This is a genomic window from Bradyrhizobium sp. WSM4872 (assembly GCF_055811715.1).
Genome location: NZ_JBVVPT010000005.1, coordinates 90039 through 111038 on the forward strand (window position 1 = coordinate 90039; position 21000 = coordinate 111038).

Sequence of the window (21000 nt, forward strand, 5' to 3'; positions counted from 1 at the left end):
TAACCGCGGATTAACCATAGATATTTACGTTGGAGCAGGCACTGAACAGTGTTCGCAGTTGAATCCGAGTAAAATCCATGACGTTCGGTCGCCGCGCAGACCCGACAAGTTCCGGATCGACCGGTGCCGCCGCGTCGTGGCAGACGCGACAGGCGTCGAACGGCGAGTCGCGCGCATCCGCCGCACGCTTGGGCGGTGCGCTCACGGCCGCGGGTGCGCTCTCCTTCATGCGGGACAACGCTCGCCGCATCCTGACGCTCGCTCTCGCGATTTTTGCCCTTGGCGTCGTCGTTCTCCTGGTGATCCCGGTGCGATTTGCGGCGACCGCGCTGGTCGTGGTCGATCCCCGCGAGCAACGCGTGACCTCGGAGCAGGACGTTCTGCCGGGCATCGGACAGGATAGCGCCGCGCTGCAAAGCCTGGTCGAAGTGGCGAAGTCCGACGGCTTTCTCGAGCCGCTGATCCAGCAGCTCAAAATTCGGGACGACCAGGACATTTCCGGGGGACATACCGACCCCGCGCGCCTTCTCGAGAGATTCCGCAACCGCCTCGACATTTCCCGGCGCGGGCTGACCTATGTCATCGCCATCCGCTTCACGTCGAACCGGCCGGAGCGGGCGGCCTACTACGCCAATGCCATCGCCGAGGCGTTCGTCGCCAGCCAGGGCCGCAGCCGCACCGATGCGACCGACGAGGCCGCCGACTGGCTCAGTGGCCGGCTCAAATCATTGAACGAACGGTTGAGGGCGTCAGAGGACGCCGTGGCCACGTTCAAGCTCGAGCACAGGATCGTCAACGCGGGCAAGGATTCCACCACCCAGCAATTGCGGGTCACCGAACTGTCGCAGCAGGTTGCCGCTGCGCGCGCCCGGACCGAAGAGGCGAAGGCCCGCTACGAGCAGGCACAGCGGGACGTGAAGGCGAATGTCGACAGCCCGGTCAAGCAGGATCTGCTGAGCGCCCTGCGCGCACAGCGATCGGCGCTCAATGACCAGATTGCGCAGAAGCGGGCGGTGTTCGGCGATCGCCATCCCGACCTCGTTATGTCCTATAGCCAGTTGACCGATCTCAACAGGCAGATCGAGGTCGAGCGGACGAAGGGCATCGATACCGCAAAATCGGAATACGAGGCCCAGCGCGAACAGCAGAAGGCGCTGGAAGGCCAGATGAAGGCGGCGGAATCTCAGCTTCTGGTCGACGGCCAGGCTCTGGTCCGGCTCCAGGAGCTGCAGCGCGACGCCGAGGCCAACAGAAACATCTACGAGCAGTTTCTTTCGCGCTCCAAGACGACGAACGAGCAACGCCTCTTGCAGAGCTCCCAGACCAAGATTGCGTCGTCCGCCATTCCGCCGTTGCGCTCGACCCTTCCACCGCTGTCTTTACTGCTCGCCGCTCTCGCGATCGGTTCGCTGCTGACATCGACGGCGGTCGTTGCCGCCACGGGACGCGGATTGGACAAATCCGCGCCTGATATCCACGACCCCGAACCGGCTTCGCGCCAGCCCGCGACGTGGTCACGTCCGCCCGTGTGGGCCCGCATTCCCGACCTGACGCCTGGCGAAGTCCCCAGAAACATCTGGCAAGGTCCGGTGTCTGCGACGACCGAACTCGATCTCGGTCCCCATCTGCGTCCGCTGCTGGAGCGGCTGGAGAAGGTGCCGGGACCTCGTGGCAAGGTCGTCCTCGTGATGTCGGTCGGGAAGCGCGCCGGCGGCAACACTGTCGCGCGGTCGCTGAATCGATGGGCGTTGAACACCGGGAAGCTGAGCGTGTTGATCCGGGTCGAGCCGGACCTCGGCGGTGCCGGGGCCGGCCTTCCCAAGGGCCAGGCCGACGGCATGACCACCGCGGACTTTCGCAGCGTCGATGAGCTCCTGAGTGCCAGCAAGCGGCCCGGGCCGCCGCCCGCGGACGATATTCGCTCGGAGTTCGATCTGATCGTCGTCCACGCCACCTCCCTGGCCTTGCAGCCGGAGGCGGCGGCGCTGGCTGCTCACGCCGACCTTGTCGTGCTGGTCGCGCGCGAAGACGCCGTCGACTCGGCCGCGATGCGCAGGGCGATGGCTGCGCTCTCCCGGTTTCCCCAAGTGCCGACAGGCATCGTCGTCAATCGCGTGCCTGGCGGCCCCTCGGCGTCGCGTCGCGGCGAAGTGCTGGGGCTGGCTGGTTGACGCCACCCGGCAACGGATTGCCGAGCCGCGCCATTGCCTCGGCTGAGCAGAGGTCTATTCGCCGGAGTCCGCGCCACGGACGGCGTAGGCGCTAGGCTTCGATGGCGAGAAGCGCAGAAGCCCCAGAATCGAAGGATCGACCCCGGTTCGCCGGCGACAGAGGATGTTGAGAGCGATGGTCGCGAGCGCCAGCGACACAGTGGCCGAGATCGCTGCGCCAAGAACGCCGAGCCAGGGAATGAGGACGAGAAATCCGACCAGCCGCAGCGCGACGTTCCCGGCAATCACGGGGACATACTCGCGCTCATAGCCGGTCAGCTGCAAGATCGCCGCAGACGGACCGCCCGCCGCTTGGAACGCCGTTCCGATCGCGAGCACGATCAGGACCCAGTGTTGCGCAGCGAAATGCGGCCCAAATAGGTTGAGCAGGTGGGGGCCGCCAACCCAGATCAGGAGAAGTCCGCTGACCACGCACACCGCGGTCACTTCCGCCATGAGCCGCAACGTTCGCTCGAATTCCTGATGGTTCTTGCTGAAGTACAGCGACGGAAGCCGACGTGCGCCAAAACTGTACAGTGCGGCCGACAGCATGGCGAAGATGTTGGCCAGCCGCGAAGCGGCAAAGTAAATTCCGGCGGTTGCCGGGTCCAACATCCAATAGACCAGAATGACGTCGAAATACTGGTTCGCGGCTTCGAGGATGGATGCGACCCAGAAATGAAGCGCGCTCGATCTCCAGCGCGACGTCTCGGACCTCACCGCCGTGCCGCGGAAATTCGGCAGGGTTCGCGCAATCGCGATGATCTGTGCAATCAGTCCGACCGACATGGCAATCGTCATTACGGCGATCAATTCGGCGGGATCGAGCTGGCGATGGCCGGACATGATTGCGAGCAGGAACAGCACGACGCTGACGCGCCAGAAGAACTCCCTGTTTCCTTCGCCCATGAGAATGCTGACCAGCGAGCGTGCGATCTGGCTGCCAAGCATCAGCCCCGCATTCACGGCCGTGTAGGCCGACACCGCGATGACCAGCAGCCACGAGGCGCCTTTGATGTTCGCGCCGATCGCCATTGTGCCGATCGCAATCAGCATCGCGACCGAGGAAATCTTTAGGCTCGATAGCAGCACGCCTTTGGTGAGGTCGGGCTGATTTCCTACCCGATACTCGTTTAGAAATCGCACCAGCAGCGATTCCTGGCCCACCAGACCGACGACTGCTGCCATCTGGGCCACCGAAAGCCAGGTCGCAAAGATGCCGAACCCATCGGGCGACATCGTTCGTGCCGCAAGCGAAAACAACGCGAACGCAAGCGCGCCGCTACCAACCTTGAGAAGGATGGTTCCGGCAACACCGCGCGTCACGTCGCGCCGCATGAACTGGATGATGGATTCGATCATGGAAATTTAAGGGGCAACTTCCCCTGGAGAGACATTTTCCGATTACCTGCGACAGCCTAGCATGCCGAAAAACCGCGAGTGTTAATGGACGGCCTCCATGATCCTGCCGGCCGCGGCGACGTCGCGGCCATGCCCGTTGCTTCACTATGGAACATCGCTGACCCCATTGTCCCAGATAGAGCAAAGTGCGGCCTGATCGCGTGGCGGCATAGCGCCGCATCGACGGCCAATCAGGCGATATAAGCCGCTGGAATGCGGACCGGCTCGCCGGGAACGACCATCCAGAGCAAGGCGCGTGCCGGTTCTCATCGGGCCGGGCAGTCTCCGCTGCAATTAACCGAGATATCGAGAAATGATCGCGTTTGGTCCTGCGATGCGACATCAGGCGAGAGAATTGCATGGGCAATCATAGTTGACCGCGGGAGCCTGGACCATGACGGCGGATAGCAACGTGCCCGAGCCGAACGCCGCAGCCGGCCCTTCGACGATCGTCGCCGACATCGCGATCGTTGGCGGCGGCCTTGCGGGCTCGCTGGCGGCGGCCGTGCTCGCGCGGTCAGGGCATCGTGTCGCTCTCGTCGACAAGCGCGCGGTTCATCCGGACGAGTTCCGGGTCGAGAAAATCGGCGGCCATCAGCTGGAGATGTTGCGCAAGCTGGGCTTCCTCGACGCGCTCGATAGCGTGGCCAGCCGATATGACCAGGTGCTCAATATCAGGGAAGGCAAGGTGGTCGATGTCAGCGTCGGCCGGGCTTACGGACTTCCATATGCCGATCTCGTCGCGATGGCGCGCAGCCAACTGCCTGATCCGTCCAGCCTGATCGTCGACGAAGTCACTGCCGTCAACTGTAGCGACGATATCCAGCATGTCGAGCTCGCTTCCGGACGGAGCGTAACTGCACGCCTCGTCGTGCTGGCCACGGGCATGGCGGGAGTTCTCGGCTACAAGCTCGGCATCAAGCGGCGGGTGCTGGCCGAGCGTCATTCGGTCACGTTCGGATTCACGATCGCGCGCCGGGACGATGCGCCGTTCGATTTCGAAGCGCTGACCTGTTACGGCGAGCGCACGACGGACGGCATCGATTATCTCAGCCTGTTTCCCGTGCGTGCCGGCATGCGGGCAAACCTATTCATGTTCCGCGACCCGTCCGATCCTGTTATGCGCGAGCTGCGCCGCGAACCGGAAGCGACGGTTCTGCGCCTGCTGCCGGGATTGCGGCCTTACCTTGGCGATTTCCACGTGACCGACCGGGTGCAGAATTGGGTGATGGACCTGTCCGTCGTGGAAGGACATCTCCAACCCGGCGTCGTGCTCATCGGCGATGCGTTCCAGACCAATTGCCCTGCCGCCGGCACCGGCGTTGCCCGCCTGCTGGTCGACGTCGACCGCCTCTGCAGTGAATATGCGCCGCGTTGGCTCGTGACCGAAGGCATGAGCCGGGAGAAGGTTTCGGAATTCTATTCCGATCCCGACAAGGTCGCGGCGGACCAGCAGTCGCTGAAGATGGCGCGCTTCCGGCAGGCTCTGACGTCCCGCAACGATATCGGCTGGGACGTGCGGCGGCGCCTGCACTTCCTGCGACGCAGTATCACCCACCGGGTCGATCAAATGCGGCCAGGCTGGCTCGCGCATGTTCGAAGCGCGCTGCGGGCCTGAGAGCCGCGTCTGTCGGGGCCTCGCCGGTCAGCGCGTGGGCGTTGAGGTCCGGGTCGGCAGGAGCCGGAACTCCGACATTCGCTTGGCGGCCAGTTTCAGCCAGGGAGCCTGTTTCAGTGCGAACAGGGAAATGGCGCCCACGGTGCTGCCGGCCTGCGTGACCGCCCACATCGGCGAGGGCTGCGCGCCGAACAGTTTCTTGTAGGGCTCGTCACCGATGGTGAAATCGAGCATCTGATCCCCGCGCTCGATGCAGTCCTTCGCGACCTGCTCGAACATCAGCGCGCCCAGGGACTGGCTCTTGTATCCGCAATGTCGAAGGCGCTCATGATGACGAGGAAGCTGCCTTGATGGCAGAGCCCGAGCACGGCGGCGATCACCTCGCCATCCATCTTCATGGCATAGAGCCGGACAAAGGAGCCGAGGCCGCGCTGTGCCATTTCGGAATAGAAGTTGTAATATTCGGGGCGCTGGAGCAGATCGCCGTCGCCTTGAGCCTGAAAGCGCGGCCCGCGAAATTTCCGCATCACGTCCAGCGCCTCGATCACGGAGGCGCTGTCGCCGCAGCATGAAAAACTCAGGTCGCCCTTCTTCTGGAGCTGCCGGGATTTTTTTGCGAGCTCCTTCTGGTAGGAACGGTCCATCGCGCTGGCGCGCCATTGCTCGAACGGCGCGACCAGAACGGTCGCATAGGCATTGGAGTCCATCGCGACGCGGCGAGGCGTCGCCAGGAGATTCTCGATCGGAAGCCGTCCATCCGGCAGCTTGGTCATTCGGAGCAGATCGAACGGGCGGACGAGGTACCTGATTTCCGCGCACGCACTCTCGTCCTTGAGCAACTCGGAAAACACCTGCGGGCTGCACACCGGGGCCAGATAGTCGGAGACGCGGAGGTCGGCGAATTCGACGGTCCGTATCGGGCCGCGCCGGATCCGCAGCAAGGGCAGCACCATCGCAAGGGCGCGCGTTGCGCGGTGGCGGACCACGACAACCAGAGGAGTTGCGCCTGCATGAGACGCGAGCCTGGTGTAGAGGGTGTCCAGCCAGAGCGGATGCTGGAACGCGGTGGCGGCCGAATTGTCAAACAGCTCCGCGTAATCAGGCGACAGGAAATCGAATTCCTGCTCGATGGCGATGTCGAACGTGTTGCTAGCTTTGTTCATGCACAACCAGGGAAACCGGATAGCTCGGGACGGGGCGCTCGAGCCGGATCTGCGCTTTATAGCAGGGTCGTTACGGGCGAGACACCGGCGGCGTGCAGTTTGCATTAATGCCTCGCGCAGGGCTCATATCGTGACCAAATCGTTAATTTCGCAATATCGCCACGACGCAGCGATGGAGATCGACCTGCGCTAGCAAATTATTAACCGCGCTTAAGGAAGGTCATCTCATGGCCAGCCTGCAGACCGAGGTGGATTCCGGGACACCCGGGAGCGCGATCTGGACGACGCGCAGCGTTGGCGTCGAGAAGATAGCCAGGTTCGCGATCAGCTGTTCGATCACCATCAACGTGGTCGCATCGATGGGCATCTTCAACGCCGCGCTGCTGCCGGCGGAGCTGAGCTTTCTGCAGCAGGCCATAGCCCTTCTGATGTGGGCTGTCCTGATCTACGCAAGTGCATTCGTGCAGCCGCGCCTGCGGCTGCAGGTCAATCCCGATCTGGTGGCGCTGGTCGCATTCTATGCCTTCGCAATTGTCTCGGTGTTCTGGTCCAGCCTGAGCGTCGCAGCGATCATGAAGAGCGCGGCGCTTGCGATGACGACGTTCGGCGCATTTTGCCTCGTCACGCGCGTCGACCTCGACGAAATCGTGAGAGCCACGGCCCTTGGGCTTTTCATACTGGTCGCCGCATCGGCGGTCTGCGCGGTGGCCGTGCCCGACATCGGGATCGATCACAGCTGGATGCACAACGGTCAATGGCAGGGCGTCTACGAATCGAAACAGACGCTCGGCTTCGTCGGCGCGTATCTGATGTTCCTGGCCTGCTATCGAAAGATGACGGGGCAGGGGTGGCCGGCCTTCCTCGCCGTGTTCCTGCTGGCGTCAACATGTGTGCTCGCGTCGGAATCGCGTGGCGCCGGCGCTGTCGCCCTGGCCGCTTGCGCCATGCTCGTGACCTCGATGTGGTCGGTCGGCTGCATGAGGCTCTATGCGCTCCTGCCGTTTGTCATGTGCATTCTGGCCGGCCTTCTGATCCTCTATTTCTACGCAACGGGATACGACGCCATCCATATCGGCGATGCCAGTATCGATTTCACCGAACGGACCTTCATCTGGCACTACGCGATCAGCCATTTCAACGATGCGCCGCTGCTCGGCTTCGGCATCAACGGCTTCTGGACGATCCCGTCGATCTACGATTGTTTCGAACAGAATCACGGCTGGGTGCTCGACAATTATCACAGCGGCTACATCGCGATCCTGATGGAGACCGGATTTCTGGGCTATACGCTCTTTACCGCGAGCGTCCTCCTGTTCTCGCACAAGATCCTCCATCTGATCTCCGCTCGCACGATCGACCGGTCGCACTGTGCCCTCATCATCGGATTCGTCGTCCTCAGCTTTCAGACCAATTTTACGGAGACGACATTCCTTCGTTCGACGATGTTCACATCGGTGCTCCTGGTGGGGTTTTTCTTCGCGACTTGCAGGCCGGTGCAGCCGACGGAAGTCCAGGCTCCAGGAATGGAAGCAGTATGACCTCCATGCGCGCGCGTTGGCCGAGAAGCTTCAATCTTGCGGCTACGGCGGTTTTTCTTGTATCGCTGTTCTCCCACGCCGATGGGGCCGAGCAAGCCGCCGCCCGTGACACGCCAAAACTGGGTCGCGGTATCAACATTCTCGGCTACGATGGAATCTGGGAAGGCGGCCAAAACGCGCCATTTCGCCTGGAAAATCTGACTGCGATCAAGAAGGCCGGGTTCGCGCATGTCAGGATCAATTTCTTCGGCTTCAAGTTCATGGGCCCGGGGAATGTCCTGGACGAGATCGTCCTGAGGCGGCTTGACGCCGTCATCGAGGAGGTTCTCGCGAGGAAGCTCGTTCCCATCGTCGACGAACACGATACCCACCTTTGCCAACGCGACGTTTCCGAATGCGCCGAGAAGCTCAAGGCGTTCTGGCGGCAGATCGCCGAGCGCTATGCCGGCAGATATCCGGCACTCGTCTTCGAGGTGTTGAACGAGCCTGGTGGAGAAATGACGTCCGCCAGCTGGAATTCGCTCCTCAATGAATGTCTCGGCATCATCCGTCACACCAATCCCGAACGGCCGGTCATCGCCGCCGTTCTCAACACCGATGAGATCCCTGTGGAGGAGCTGGTTCTGCCGGCCGAGGACAGGCATCTCATCGTCACGTTTCATTATTACGCGCCGATACGGTTCACCCATCAGGGCGCGCCGTGGTCTCCGACGTTTTCCCGGATCGGGCCCCTGGACTGGGGCAGCCCGGAGGATGAAGCCAAGGCTGCCGCCGACTTCAGGAAGATGAGCCTCTGGACGGAGAAAGAGCAGCGCCCGGTTTATGTCGGTGAGTTCGGAGTGTACGAGCGTGCGCCATCCGGCAGCCGGCATCGGTATTTGTCATTCGTGGCGAGAAGCGCCGACCGGCTCGGCTGGTCATGGGCCTACTGGCAGTTCGATCACGACTTCGCAGCGTTCGACAGTGCGCGCCAGGCCTGGAAGCCGGGTATCCTGCGTGCGCTGATGCCGCCGACGCGTTGAAATCGCGTCCCGAGTCCGCTCATTCCGCGGAAGGCGTGCCGGGTCAGAGCCGTCGGGCAAAACACCCGCCATCCCGTCAACCCCTTTCGGTAAATATATTCCGCTTTACCGAAATTCGGAATTGGCTTATGTGTCGCCCATCCCGGCTCATCCTCGAGGGGCGATCTTGTGGTCGTCACGTTCGCGAGCCGGACTTGCGGTGGACGCGGCAGCGTTCGGGTGCGAGAGGCGTGGGCAGGGCGGATTGCTCTCCGTGAGCCCAAGGGTTCGTTCCGACGAGCGGCGCTGTCAGGCTTCGTCTCGTCTGTAAGTTTCCGGCTCCGTCGACAGGGCTGGAAAAACTGCGGCGAAATGGCGGGCCGTGCGTACGGCAAAACCGTGTGGTCCTGGCCGTCGTTGCTACGGTCAAGCCCCGGCGAATGCGGCATCTGCGTCAACCGGCGCGGTGTCGGTGAATTTCGTTGGGACGAGGGAGGCCAGCAGGAACTCGGCTCCCGGGAGATCACGGCATAAGCCGTCCAACCATCGCGCAGGGAAGGCCGAGTGATTGGCTACACCTGTATGCTGCTGTGCGGTTTTCCTGCGTGTGCTTTTCGCGCAGCGGACCGCGGGTGCGAGGTCAGCACCCGGCCTTCCCTGCGCCCTCTTGGGTTTGAGGGTGAAGTGACCAAGCAAAGCTCGGGCGAAACGCGCCGCGAGAACGCAGGGGTGCGTCCGCCTCCCTCGAGATCCCGGTTCGGGCGCCGATGTCTTGTCCCTAACGCTAGGGACAGACACGTTGCTGCGGTCCACTTAGCATGGTCCGCCTGGTTGCTCGGGACCGCAGGAGGACGCGCGTAAGGCGGACGACATGCCTTCTGAGGAGCGACGGTGCCTCGTGGGGAGCACCTGCAAGCTCAAGCCGGGGCGCCCGATGCAGCCGGCGGAGTCATCAAAGCGGACAGGGAGGAATAGGACATGAAGATCGGTTTCGCGCGAGCCTCGCTTCTTGTGGCATGCGTCCTTTACGGAAATGCTGCTCACGCGGACATCAAAATTGGAATTGTGATTTCGGCAAGCGGCCCGGGATCCGCATTGGGACAACCGCAGCTCAAGACGGTTGCAGCTCTTCCGAAAGAGATCGGTGGAGAGAAGGTCACCTATATCGTCCTGGACGACGAGTCGGATTCGACCAAAGGAGTCCAGAACGCACGCCGGCTGGTGATCCAGGACAAGGTCGATGTGCTGGTCGGCTCCTCTCTGACGCCGGTGACCATGCCGATGCTGGATGTCGCGCTTGAATCGAAGACGCCACTGCTGTCGCTCGCCGCCGCTACCGCCATCGTTCAACCGATGGATGAGAAGCGCGCCTGGGCTTTCAAGGTCGTTCCCAATGACGACCTCATGGCGGCCGCCATCCTCAAGCATATTGCGAATTCAGGCGTGAAGACGCTCGGCTATATCGGCGTTTCGGATGGCTACGGCGAGGGCTACTACAAGGAGGTGAGCCGCCTTGCGCCCGGGCTGGGGCTGACCGTGACCACACACGAGGTCTACGCGCGCGCCGACACCAGCGTCACCGGTCAGGCGCTGAAGGTGATGTCAACCAATCCCGATGCCGTCTTCATCGCGTCCGCAGGAACTCCAGCGGTCTTGCCGCAGCAGGCGCTCCGCGAGCGCGGATACGCCGGGAAGATATTTCAGACACACGGCGTGGCCAGTGAGGAGTTCATCAAGCTCGGTGGCGCGAACGTCGAAGGTGCCGTATTCGCGGGCGAGGCTTTTACCATTGCCGCCGATCTTCCCACGGGAGATCCGTTCCGTCGCTCCACGGAGGAGTTCGTGACCGCGTATGAAGCGGCGAACGGGCAAAAGCCCAACATGTTCGCCGCTCACCTCTGGGATGTCGTGGCGCTGATCGGAAAAGCTGCACCGGATGCGCTGAAGATGGCAAAGCCTGGCACAATCGAATTTCGCGCGACTCTGCGGGATGCACTCGAGCGTGGCCAGAACATCTATCTCAACAATGGGCTGTCGAACATGAGCAAGACCGATCACAACGGCTATGATGAGCGCTCGGCCTTTCTGATCAAGGTCGAAGGCGGCAAGTTCCGCCTGGCAAAGTAGCGGCGCGTCATTGCACGATCTGGTCAGGTCCGCCTCAGACCCAGCCGCCATCGACGATGTAGTGCTGGGCTGTGCAGGCGGAAGCCTCGTCGGAAGCGAGGAAGACGGTGAACTTCGCGACCTCGTCCGGCATGAGCTTGCGCTTCAGGCATTGTCGCTGCATCAGTTCGACCTCGCCCTCCGGCGTCATCCATTTATCGAGCTGGCGCTCGGTCATGATCCATCCCGGCGCTATCGCGTTCACGCGGATGTTGTAGGCACCGTAATCGCGCGCCAGAGAGCGTGTGAGACCGATCACGCCCGATTTGCTGGCGGTGTAGGCGGCCATGCCGCCTTGTCCGGCGATCCACGATACCGAGCCGAAATTGATGATAGCGCCGGCGTTCGCCGCCTTCATGTCCGGCAACACGGCCTGCGCAGCAAAGAACTGGTGCTTCAAGTTGACCGCGATGCGGTCGTCCCAATATTCCGGAGTCATTTCCTCGGTGCTGTGCCGCTCGTCATGCGCGGCATTGTTGACGAGGATGTTGATCGCGCCGCGCGCGCTGCGCGCCTCCGCGACACCGGCACGTAGCGCGGCGATATCGGTCAAATCGACACGCATAAAACGCGCGCTAAGACCTTGATCCGATAGCTCGCGTGCCAGGGATTGGCCCTCGTCAACTTTGATGTCGAAGAACACGACATTGGATTTCTGCTGGGCGAAGCGCCGCACGATCGCAGCGCCAATTCCGGATGCGCCTCCGGTGACGAGAACGACCTTGCCGGCGAGGTCGGAATAAACGGCAGCCATGGATATCCCTCGATTTGCGTTGGGGCAGCGCGAGGCGCCGCCCGACTCTCCCGCGCAACTTAGCGATCTCCTTCGTGAGGTGCATAGATCAGAATTTCAGTTGCGTACCTCAAAAATCGAAGGCAGGATTGCACCAAAGAATAAAAGCCGCTGGGAGGAATGTGATGAGACTGCTCGGGAAACTGGGACTGGCTGTTGTCGCATGCCTGTTCGGAGCGAAATTGGCTGCGGCCGATACGACGGTGAAATGGCTTCACATCGAGGCCAACCCGGCCCAGGTCAAAATCTGGGAGGAGGTTGCGCGCGCCTATGAGGGGTCGCATCCGGGCGTCAAAGTCGAGATGCAGTTCCTCGAGAACGAGGCTTACAAGGCCAAGCTGCCGACCATCCTGCAATCCAGGGACCGGCCCAACATCATCTACAGCTGGGCCGGCGGTGTCCTGAAGACGCAGATCGAGGCCGGCGTGCTCGACGACATCACCGATTCTGTGAAGGGTTACAGCGACAGTCTCACATCCGCGGCACTCGCCGCCTTCACCAGCAACGGCCGGGTTTATGGTCTGCCCACGGCGCTCTCGCAGGTCGGCTTCCTCTGCAACAAGGAGCTGATGGCCAAGGCGAAGGTCGATCCTGCCGGGATCAAGAGTTGGGACGATCTGCTTGCTGCCGTGAAGACGCTGAAATCCGCTGGCGTGACCCCGATCGTGGTCGGCGGCGCCGACAAATGGCCGCTGCACTTCTACTGGACGCATCTTGCGGTGCGCATCGGCGGCAAGGCGGCGTTCGATGCGGCGTTGCGTGGCGAGAACGGCGGCTTCGCCGGGGAAACCTTCCAGAAATCCGGCGAGCTGTTCAAGCAACTCGTGGATCTCCAGCCGTTCCAGAATGGCTTCCTGGGTTTCAAGAACCCGCAGGCGGTCGGCTATTTCGGCGACGGCAAGGTGGCGATGACGCTCGCGATCAGCACGGTCTATCACCTGCAGCGCGCGCTCGCCGCGGACAAGGTCGGATTGACCGAAGACAACATGTGCTGGTTCGATTTTCCGGTCGTGACCGGCGGCAAGGGCGCGCCGACCGATACGCTCGGCGGCATTACCGGTTGGCTGATTACCAAAGGCTCGCCAAAGGAGGCTGTCGATTTCCTGAAATACTTCGTCTCCAAGGAGGTGCAGACGCGGCTTGCCGCCGGAAACTTCATTATCCCGGTGGTGCAGGGCGCGGACGTTGGCCTCAACAACGCCTTCATGAAGCTGATCGCAGCCAATCTGGCGAAGTCGAACTACCACCAGAACTTCTATGACCAGAGCCTGGGTCCGTCGGTCGGCCGCGTAGTCAACGACGTCACCGCCGAGATCGCCGGCGGCAGCATGAGCCCGCAAGAGGCTGCCAAGGCGATCGAGGCGGCGTGGAAGCAGGGCAACTGAGGGTGGCGCGGCGGACCGCGAGCGTGTCGGCGATTGGTGCTGCTGGCGAGATGCTGCCCCAGGTCACGGTTCGTGGTCCGAGTTGGGACGGCAGGCTCACGGTGCTCATCCTGTTCCTGCCACCGGCGCTGCTATTGTTCACGTTGTTCGTTGTGTTGCCGATCGGCGAAGCAGCCTGGTATTCGGGCTTCAATTGGAATGGGTTCGGCAGGCCGACCAACTGGATTGGCTTGGACAATTACCGCTTCGTGCTGGAGACCCGCGCCTTCTGGCTCGCGCTGCGGAACAACGGGCTGATCATCGCTGTTTCGCTCGCCGTCCAGCTGCCGCTTGCGCTCACGCTGGCCTTGGTGCTGGCCGAACGCTTTCGCGGGGCCGTGGCGCTGCGCATGCTGTTCTTCATGCCCTATATCCTGGCGGAGATCGCGACCGGACTGATCTTCAGCTTCGTCTATGATGGCGACTACGGCCTTGTGGCCTCGATCTGGCGTACCTTCGGCGCCGAGCCTCCGCATCTACTGGCCTCGACGGATACGGCGATGCCGGCGGTGTTGATCGTAATCGTCTGGAAGTACTTTGGCTTCCACATGATGCTATTCATCGCAGCGCTCCAGAGCCTCGACAAGAGCCTGGTCGAGGCGGCACGCATCGACGGCGCGACCCGATCGCAAGCCTTGCGACATGTGGTCATTCCATTGCTCTATCCAACCATAAGGCTCTCCGTGTTCTTCGCCATCGTCGGCTCGCTGCAGCTGTTCGATCTCGTCATGCCGCTGACGCGCGGGGGGCCAGCGGACTCCTCGAACACGATGGTGAGCTTTCTCTACAACAACGGCATCTCGCGCATGCGGGTCGGCTACGGCAGCGCCATCGGCGTCATCCTGTTTGCGATCTGCGTGACCTTTGCTTTCACGTACAAGCGATGGTTCATGCGCGATGAGTAACGCCAAGGCCACCCGCGCGCCGTTCGATCCCTCGATGCTGTTCAAGATCGTGTTCCTCGCCGTCGTTGCCACTATCGTCATGGTGCCGCTGCTCGCGACCTTGTTTGGTGGCTTCAAATCGCTCGGCGAACTGCGCGTCAATCCGTTCGGCCTGCCACGTCACTGGGAGTGGCAGAACTATGCTGACATCCTGTTCTCGGCACGTTACTGGCAGCTCTTGCGCAACTCGCTGATCATCTCGACCCTCACGGTCGCCCTGACCCTGATCGTCGCTTCGATGGCGGCGTTCACCTTCGCCCATATCAGGTTCTACGGCAGCTCGATGCTGCTGAGCTATCTGACGCTGGGCCTGCTGTTTCCCGCCGCGACAGCGGTGCTGCCGCTCTTCATCAAAGTGCGCGATCTCGGATTGCTCGACACATATTTTGGCGTTGCCCTGCCTCAGGCGGCCTTCAGTCTTGCGATGAGCGTGCTGCTGCTGCGGCGTTTCTTCAAGGACATCCCGTACGAACTGCTGGAGGCCGCGCTGGTCGACGGCTGCAGCTATGTCAAATTCTTCCGCTATGTGACCTTGCCTTTGTCCCGGCCGATCCTGGCGACCGTCGGTACCATCACCTTCGTTAACAGCTGGAACGCCTATCTGCTGCCGCTGGTGATGCTCAACACCGACGCGCTCTATCCCTGGCCGCTCGGTATCATGGTTTATCAGGGCGAGTATTCGTCCGAGTGGCATCTGATCCTGGCCTTCATCACGTTGACCATCTTGCCGACGATCATTCTCTTCCTCCTGGCGCAGAAACACATCGTCGCGGGCCTCACCGCCGGTGCTGTCAAGGGATGAGCGGTACCTCACGGAGATCACAATGAGAAAAGTCGGCATCGGCATCATCGGTTGCGGCAATATCAGCACCGCTTATCTGAAGGCAGCCCAGCGCTTCCCGGTCATGGAAATCAAGGCGCTCGCCGACATGCGCAGCGACGTCGCGGAGCGGGAAGGTGCCGCCTTCGGGCTGCCGGCGATGCGGGTTGATCAGCTGCTCAAGCGAGACGACGTCGAGATCGTGATCAATCTGACTGTGCCACTCGCCCACACCGACGTCAGCCTCGCAGTGCTGAACGCCGGCAAGCACGTTCATTCCGAGAAGCCGCTCGGCATCAACGTCACGGAAGCCCGCAAGGTGATGGACCTCGCCGCGCAAAAGGGTCTTCGCGTTGGTTGCGCACCCGATACGTTCCTTGGCGGCGGGCACCAGACCGCGCGCAAGCTGATCGACGATGGCGCGATCGGCACGCCCGTGGCCGGTAGCGCGTTCTTCGGCTGCCCCGGCCACGAGCGCTGGCATCCGGCGCCGGGTTTCTATTATTTGCGCGGCGGCGGGCCTATGCTTGACATGGGCCCGTACTACATCACCGATCTCGTGCAGTTGCTCGGCCCCGTGGCGAGCGTGATGGGCTCGACCGCGCGTCCGAAATCCGAGCGGCTGGTCACCAGTCAGCCGATGAACGGGACGTTGATCCCGGTCGAAGTTGCGACCCATGTCGCCGGCACGCTCGAATTTGAGAGCGGGGCGGTCGTCTCGATCGCAATGAGCTTTGATGTGCCGAAGCACCGGCACGCGCCGATCGAGATTTACGGTGACCAGGGCAGCATGCTGGTGCCGGACCCGAACCGCTTCGGCGGCGAGGTGCAGGTCGCGAAGACCGGCGGCGACTGGGAGCCGGTGCCGCTGACTCACGGCCATGTCGACGGCGAGTTCCGTTCGATCGGTGTCGCTGACATGGCTTCCGCGATCCTGAACAACCGGCCGCATCGTGCGAGCGGCGCGCTCGCTTTCCACGTGCTGGAGGTGATGGAGGCGTTCCAGGTCTCTGCCGACGAAGGCCGGCGCGTCAAGATCGAGAGCCGCGTCGAGCGGCCGGCGATGCTGCCGGCCGGGCGTGAAACCGGACAGATCGACTGAGGGAATGACCATGCGCAAGGCAATGATTGTATGGGGCGGCTGGCCGGGACACGATCCCGATCTCTGCGCTTCGATGATCCGCGGCTGGCTGAAGGCGGAAGGCTTCGAGGTGCGGACCGAAACCACCACCGCCGCGTTCGCCGATCCCGCGATTCACGACCTGTCACTGATCATCCCGATCTACACCATGTCGAAGATCGAGAAGGCGGAAGCGCTCAATCTCTGCGCTGCGGTCCGGAGCGGCGTCGGGCTCGCCGGCCATCATGGCGGCATGGGCGATGCGTTCCGCGATTCCGTCGACTACCATTTCCTGTGCGGCGGACAGTGGGTTGCGCATCCCGGCAACATCATCGACTACAAGGTCGACTTGACGAAGCCGGATGATCCCATCATGAAGGGTCTAGAGAGTTTCGAGCATCGTTCCGAGCAGTACTACATGCATGTCGACCCCGCCAACGAGGTGTTGGCGACCACGACCTTCACTGGCGAGCACGCGCCCTGGATCGAGGGCGTGGTGATGCCCGTGGTCTGGAAGAAGCGATACGGCGCGGGCAGGGTGTTCTACTCCTCCCTCGGCCATCGCGCTTACGAGCTCGACGTACCGGAGATCCGGACGTTGATGACCCGCGGCATGCTGTGGGCGGCGCGCGAATGACAGCCGTTGCGACCCAGTCGGTGGTGCGCGCTACGCTCGAGGACGTCGCACGCACGGCGGGTGTTTCGCTCGCCACCGTCGACCGCGTCGTCAACCGACGCGAGGGCGTGCGCGCCAAGACCGTGGCGCGGGTCGAGGCCGCGGTGGCAAAACTCGGCTATCGAGCCGACGTCGCGGCCGCTCGGCTTGCCCGCGGGCAGACGTTCCGCTTTGCCTTCGTGCTGCCGACCGGTAGCAACAGCTTCATGAGCAACCTGACCGAGCAGGTCCAGCGCACCGCGGACTGGCTCGCCGGCCAGCGCGGCTTCATTGATATACTCCGTGTTGACGTGTTCGATCCGGACGTACTCGCCGCCGCGCTGGAAAGTCTCTCGCCCGCCTATCAGGGCGTCGCCGTGATCGCGCTCGACCATCCCAGGGTGCGCGCGGCGATCGACGAACTCACCGCGCGCGGGGTCGCTGTGGTGACCCTTGTGTCGGACGCGCCGAGCTCGCGCCGGCTGCACTATGTCGGCATCGACAACCCGGCGGCAGGCCGCACCGCTGCAACGCTGATGGGACGGTTCCTAACTGGTCGCGAGGGGACGGTGGCCGTGATCGCAGGATCGTTGTCGCTGCGCGATCACACCGAGCGGCAATTCGGTTTCCACCAAATCCTGTCCAGCGAGTATCCGAACCTGCTCGCGCTGCCGGTGATCGAGGGCCGCGACGACAGCGAGCGCACCCGGGAGCTCACTGCGGCACTGCTCGCGCGCCATGCCGATCTGCGCGGCATATACTGCTGTGGTGCCGGGAACCGTGGGATCGCCGACGCGCTCGAGGCCTCGGGACGCGCGCGCGAGGTGGTCTGGATTGCCCATGAGCTGACTCAATACACACGGCGTTTCCTGGTCCGCGGCGCGCTCGATGCGATCATCAACCAGGATCCCGGCCACGAGGCACGGTCTGCGGCGCGAGTCCTGCTCGCGCATTGTTCGGGTGAGCCCATCAGCCCCGACCAGGAGCGCATTCGTATCGATATTTTTCTGCGGGACAATCTGCCGTAACTTCGAGTCGCTTGCGGAGTGCATCAGACGCTCGCGGCCATTGCTGCCAGGCGTTGATGGGCTCGTTCGCGGGCCGCCTCAATGGGCTCTGGCGGTCCGGTGGTTGGTCCGATTGGAATGAACCGGACATTGTTGATACCGACAAAACGCAGAATTTCGCGCAGGTAAGGCGTCGCCATGTCGATGCGCCCGCGGTTCATTCCGGTGGCGAAATCGCTGCCACTGGCAATGATGACGATGGTCGGCCGGTCCTTCAGCAGCGGAATATACCCTAGCGAAGGGTCGAACCGAAAGGTGAGCCCGGGCTGGACGATGACGTCGAACCATTGCTTGAGCTTATAGGGAATGCCGAAGTTCCACATCGGCGTCGAAATCAGCACCCGCTCGGCGAGCGCTAAGCGCACCGCCATCCGCTCGGCTTCCGCGAAGCTGTCCCGCTGCGCGTCGTTGAAGGCTTGCGCCTTCATCCGTGCATATTTGGCTTCGACAATCGGGCCTGAAAATTCCGGCAGGCGCTCGCGCCAGAGATCCATGACGTCCACGTCCCAATCGGGCCGGGCTCGGCGAAAGCCATCGAGGAAAACGCGTGCGCCGGCGCTCGACCAGGAGTCGTCGCGGGGCGAGCAGGACAGGTGCAGGAGCTTCGCCACCGCTCATCCCAGCGCTTTGATGACCGCATCGGCCTTGGTCACGACGGCGACGTTCTGCATGGCGAAGTTGATCGACGCAGCGTGCCAATCGGCATTCATGGTCGAGCAGCAATCCTCGGGAACGATCATGAAGTAGCCCTTGTCGGCACCCGTCCGCGCCGTGTGCTCGACCGACATGTTGGTCCATGCGCCGGTGTTGATGATCATGTCGCGGCCGGTGGCTCTCAGGATCGTTTCGAGCCTCGTGCCTTCCCAGGCGCTCATTCGCACCTTCTCGACCACGAAGTCGCCGGGCCGTGGTTCCAGACCTGATACCGGTGCCGCGCCCCAGCTTCCGCGCACCATCGCCTTGCTGTCGACGAGACCCTCGAACAGCGGCGAATTCAGCGTCACGCCGGGCGCGCCGGGCTCGACGACGAACCAGACATGAATGATAGCGACGCCGTGCGCGCGCGCAGTCTCGGCCAGGCGGCGGACATTCTCGACGACATGCTGCTCGCGCGCATGCCCGGGCGCGCCGGAATCGGCGAATGCGCCCCCGTCCATGATGACGTCGTTCTGGAGATCCTGGATGATCATGGCACAGCGTCGCGGGTCGATCTGCATCTCGGCAACGACGGGTGCAGCGGAAGCAGAGCCGGCGGCCGCTGTGCCGCCGCCTCGCTTGCCGCTCATATAGGGCTCGTGGCGCGGTCCGACCTTGGTGGGAATGGCATAGACCGAGTGCGTCGAAGTCAGGTACAGCGTGCGGAAATCCGGCCCGCCCCAGGTAAGATTGGCGACGAGTTCGGGCAGGCGGAGCTTGCCGAGCAGCTCGCTCCGCGGCGAATAGACCCAGACCCCGCCGGGTGCCGTGACCCAGACGTTGCCGTGCTGGTCGCACTTCATGCCGTCGGGCAGGCCGGGCTCGAGCTCAGAGCGGATGCCGCTCGCGAACACCCGCGCGGTCGACAGAGACCCGTCGGAATTGACATCGAACACGCGGATCAATGCCTGCACGGTGTCGTTGACATAGAGCAGCCTCTCGTCCGGCGAGAAGCACAGCCCGTTCGGCTGGTCGAACAGATTGCGGTCCACGACGAGCTTCGGCTCGGCGCCGGGCAGGACTCGATAGACGCCCTGGAAACCGAGCTGCCTTGGCCGCTCGACGCCATAGACCGGCATCCGGCCATACCAGGGATCCGAGAAATAGATCGCCCCGGAGGAGTGCACGCAGACGTCATTGGGGCTGTTGAGCTCCTGTCCCCCAAAGTGCGAGGCCAGCACCTCGCGCCGCCCATCCGGCCGCTCGCGGATCAACGACGATGTCGCGTGCTCGCAAACGATTAAATTGAGCTCGGCGTCATAGGTCATGCCGTTGCATTTGTTCGAGGGACGCTTGACCTCGGCGACGCCGCGCCGCGCATCCCAGCGCCGGCGTACGTCGCCCGGCATGTCGGAGAACAGCAGATAATGATCGACCGGATGCCAGATCGGTCCCTCCGTGAAATCAAAACCGGTGCCGACTTGGGCGACCGGTGCGTAGGGGTCGATCAGGGTCTCGAATTCGGAACGCAAGGTGACGTGCGTCATCGGTCGATCCTCTGGCGTCTAGGCCGGAAACCAGTTGCGCTGGGGCAGGGATTGCACGATCGGTCCAGGGACCTGGTCGTGCAGCCGGCCGACGACGTTGCCGCCTTCGATCTTGGCGGGTCGGTCGTGGACTGGCAGCAGATAGCGCGAATTGCTGAGCAGCTTCTTGATGGCAGCCTTCTCGGCGCGCTTGGTGGTGCCGTGGTTGCCGGTGGTGCGTGGCTCCCAGTCGTGGATCTCGTTGAAGGGCGTCACGATCTGGTCGTTAAAATCGTAGATCACGTCGCCGCAGATGGTGGCGATGCCGTCGGCGGTTTCGACGATGATGTTCATCGAGCCCTCGGTATGCGCATTCGCGGCGTCGCAGTAGACGCCCGGCATCAGCTCGATGGGACCTGTGATCTCGAGGTCGAGAAAGCGCAGCGCACTCTTGGTGTGCAGACGGTCGATCAGATGCTTGATATCCGGCGCCGGATATTGCGGATGCATCAGGCCGGACACGGAATATTCAAGCTCTCGGCGGTTGAGGACGACGGTCGTGTTCATCGGAAACAGATCGTCCTTGCCGGCGTGGTCGATATGCAGATGGGTGTGGCAGACGAAACGCACATCTCCCATCCGCACGCCGTGCCGCGCAAGCTGGTTCTCGATCATGTGCTCGTGATACTGCAGGCCGCGCATGCCCAGCGTTTCCATGATCTGGTTGGAGCGGTAACCGGTGTCTACCACGACCGGATATTTGCCGCCGAGGATCAGGAAGCCGAGGGTGAGGACACGGCGGGTGCGGCCGCAGTCGTGGCCGAGAACCAGAAAACTCGATTCCAGCTCGATATCGCCGTAGTCCAGGATCTTGATCTCCAGCGGCATTCCGTCCCTCCCAGTGTCTGTTTTCGTTCG

Annotated in this window: 16 protein-coding genes and 1 pseudogene; 11 read left to right on the plus strand and 6 right to left on the minus strand. The window is 62.7% G+C overall.

From position 1 onward, the window contains the following. Positions 1 to 77: 77 nt before the first annotated feature. Complete coding sequence (locus AC0L3C_RS09420; protein ID WP_473407773.1) at positions 78 to 2171, plus strand: GumC family protein; 2094 nt, start codon at positions 78 to 80, stop codon at positions 2169 to 2171. A gap of 54 nt (positions 2172 to 2225) precedes the next feature. On the opposite strand, the gene AC0L3C_RS09425 is transcribed toward AC0L3C_RS09420, so the two are convergent. Beyond that, on the minus strand, positions 2226 to 3572 hold the full coding sequence (locus AC0L3C_RS09425) for a lipopolysaccharide biosynthesis protein (protein ID WP_473258120.1): 1347 nt from the start codon (positions 3570 to 3572) through the stop codon (positions 2226 to 2228). 433 nt (positions 3573 to 4005) lie between these two features. Between AC0L3C_RS09425 and AC0L3C_RS09430 the strand changes: the two genes are divergently transcribed. Continuing rightward, positions 4006 to 5229: an FAD-dependent oxidoreductase gene (locus AC0L3C_RS09430; protein ID WP_473407774.1), complete on the plus strand. Its 1224-nt coding sequence runs from the start codon at positions 4006 to 4008 to the stop codon at positions 5227 to 5229. 27 nt (positions 5230 to 5256) lie between these two features. Here the strand turns inward: AC0L3C_RS09430 and AC0L3C_RS09435 are convergent. Beyond that, positions 5257 to 6392, minus strand: a pseudogene (locus AC0L3C_RS09435) (GNAT family N-acetyltransferase). Between the two features lie 227 nt (positions 6393 to 6619). Between AC0L3C_RS09435 and AC0L3C_RS09440 the strand changes: the two are divergent. The 3 genes from AC0L3C_RS09440 to AC0L3C_RS09450 all read left to right on the plus strand — a co-directional run bounded on the left by AC0L3C_RS09440 (position 6620) and on the right by AC0L3C_RS09450 (position 11058). After that, entirely contained in the window at positions 6620 to 7930 is a 1311-nt protein-coding gene (locus tag AC0L3C_RS09440; RefSeq protein WP_473407775.1) for an O-antigen ligase family protein, read from the plus strand. Beyond that, positions 7927 to 8952, plus strand: coding sequence for a glycoside hydrolase family 5 protein (locus tag AC0L3C_RS09445; RefSeq protein ID WP_473407776.1), 1026 nt, complete (start codon positions 7927 to 7929; stop codon positions 8950 to 8952). Before AC0L3C_RS09440 ends, AC0L3C_RS09445 begins: the two co-directional genes overlap by 4 nt. Positions 8953 to 9909: 957 nt before the next feature. After that, positions 9910 to 11058 carry an ABC transporter substrate-binding protein gene (locus AC0L3C_RS09450; protein ID WP_473258106.1) on the plus strand — a complete coding sequence of 383 codons (1149 nt, stop codon included), beginning with the start codon at positions 9910 to 9912 and terminating at the stop codon, positions 11056 to 11058. 34 nt (positions 11059 to 11092) lie between these two features. Here AC0L3C_RS09450 and AC0L3C_RS09455 read toward each other — a convergent pair whose 3' ends face one another. Further along, complete coding sequence (locus tag AC0L3C_RS09455) at positions 11093 to 11851, minus strand: SDR family NAD(P)-dependent oxidoreductase (RefSeq protein ID WP_473407777.1); 759 nt, start codon at positions 11849 to 11851, stop codon at positions 11093 to 11095. Positions 11852 to 12015: 164 nt separating this feature from the next. Between AC0L3C_RS09455 and AC0L3C_RS09460 the strand changes: the two genes are divergently transcribed. From AC0L3C_RS09460 to AC0L3C_RS09485, 6 genes are read left to right on the plus strand one after another with little or no spacing between them, the layout of a single operon-like run. Next, the gene (locus AC0L3C_RS09460) at positions 12016 to 13275 is read left to right on the plus strand and encodes an extracellular solute-binding protein (protein WP_473407778.1); all 1260 of its coding nucleotides are present in this window, start codon (positions 12016 to 12018) and stop codon (positions 13273 to 13275) included. A 2-nt stretch (positions 13276 to 13277) separates the two neighbouring features. After that, positions 13278 to 14219, plus strand: coding sequence for a carbohydrate ABC transporter permease (locus AC0L3C_RS09465; RefSeq protein WP_473258384.1), 942 nt, complete (start codon positions 13278 to 13280; stop codon positions 14217 to 14219). Beyond that, complete coding sequence (locus AC0L3C_RS09470) at positions 14212 to 15060, plus strand: carbohydrate ABC transporter permease (protein WP_473407779.1); 849 nt, start codon at positions 14212 to 14214, stop codon at positions 15058 to 15060. The genes AC0L3C_RS09465 and AC0L3C_RS09470 overlap by 8 nt, the downstream gene beginning before the upstream one ends. A gap of 22 nt (positions 15061 to 15082) precedes the next feature. Continuing rightward, a complete protein-coding gene (locus AC0L3C_RS09475) occupies positions 15083 to 16180 on the plus strand; it encodes a Gfo/Idh/MocA family protein (RefSeq protein WP_473407780.1) in 1098 nt (365 codons plus the stop codon). Between the two features lie 10 nt (positions 16181 to 16190). Next, entirely contained in the window at positions 16191 to 16835 is a 645-nt protein-coding gene (locus AC0L3C_RS09480) for a ThuA domain-containing protein (protein WP_473258096.1), read from the plus strand. Continuing rightward, a complete protein-coding gene (locus tag AC0L3C_RS09485) occupies positions 16832 to 17881 on the plus strand; it encodes a LacI family DNA-binding transcriptional regulator (RefSeq protein ID WP_473407781.1) in 1050 nt (349 codons plus the stop codon). Before AC0L3C_RS09480 ends, AC0L3C_RS09485 begins: the two co-directional genes overlap by 4 nt. A 23-nt stretch (positions 17882 to 17904) precedes the next feature. On the opposite strand, the gene AC0L3C_RS09490 is transcribed toward AC0L3C_RS09485, so the two are convergent. From AC0L3C_RS09490 to AC0L3C_RS09500, 3 genes are read right to left on the minus strand one after another with little or no spacing between them, the layout of a single operon-like run. Next, positions 17905 to 18531 carry an FMN-dependent NADH-azoreductase gene (locus AC0L3C_RS09490; RefSeq protein WP_473407782.1) on the minus strand — a complete coding sequence of 209 codons (627 nt, stop codon included), beginning with the start codon at positions 18529 to 18531 and terminating at the stop codon, positions 17905 to 17907. 3 nt (positions 18532 to 18534) lie between these two features. Further along, a complete protein-coding gene (locus tag AC0L3C_RS09495) occupies positions 18535 to 20103 on the minus strand; it encodes an isochorismatase family protein (RefSeq protein WP_473407783.1) in 1569 nt (522 codons plus the stop codon). 18 nt (positions 20104 to 20121) lie between these two features. Continuing rightward, positions 20122 to 20970 carry an MBL fold metallo-hydrolase gene (locus AC0L3C_RS09500; protein ID WP_027569306.1) on the minus strand — a complete coding sequence of 283 codons (849 nt, stop codon included), beginning with the start codon at positions 20968 to 20970 and terminating at the stop codon, positions 20122 to 20124. Positions 20971 to 21000 lie beyond the last annotated feature (30 nt).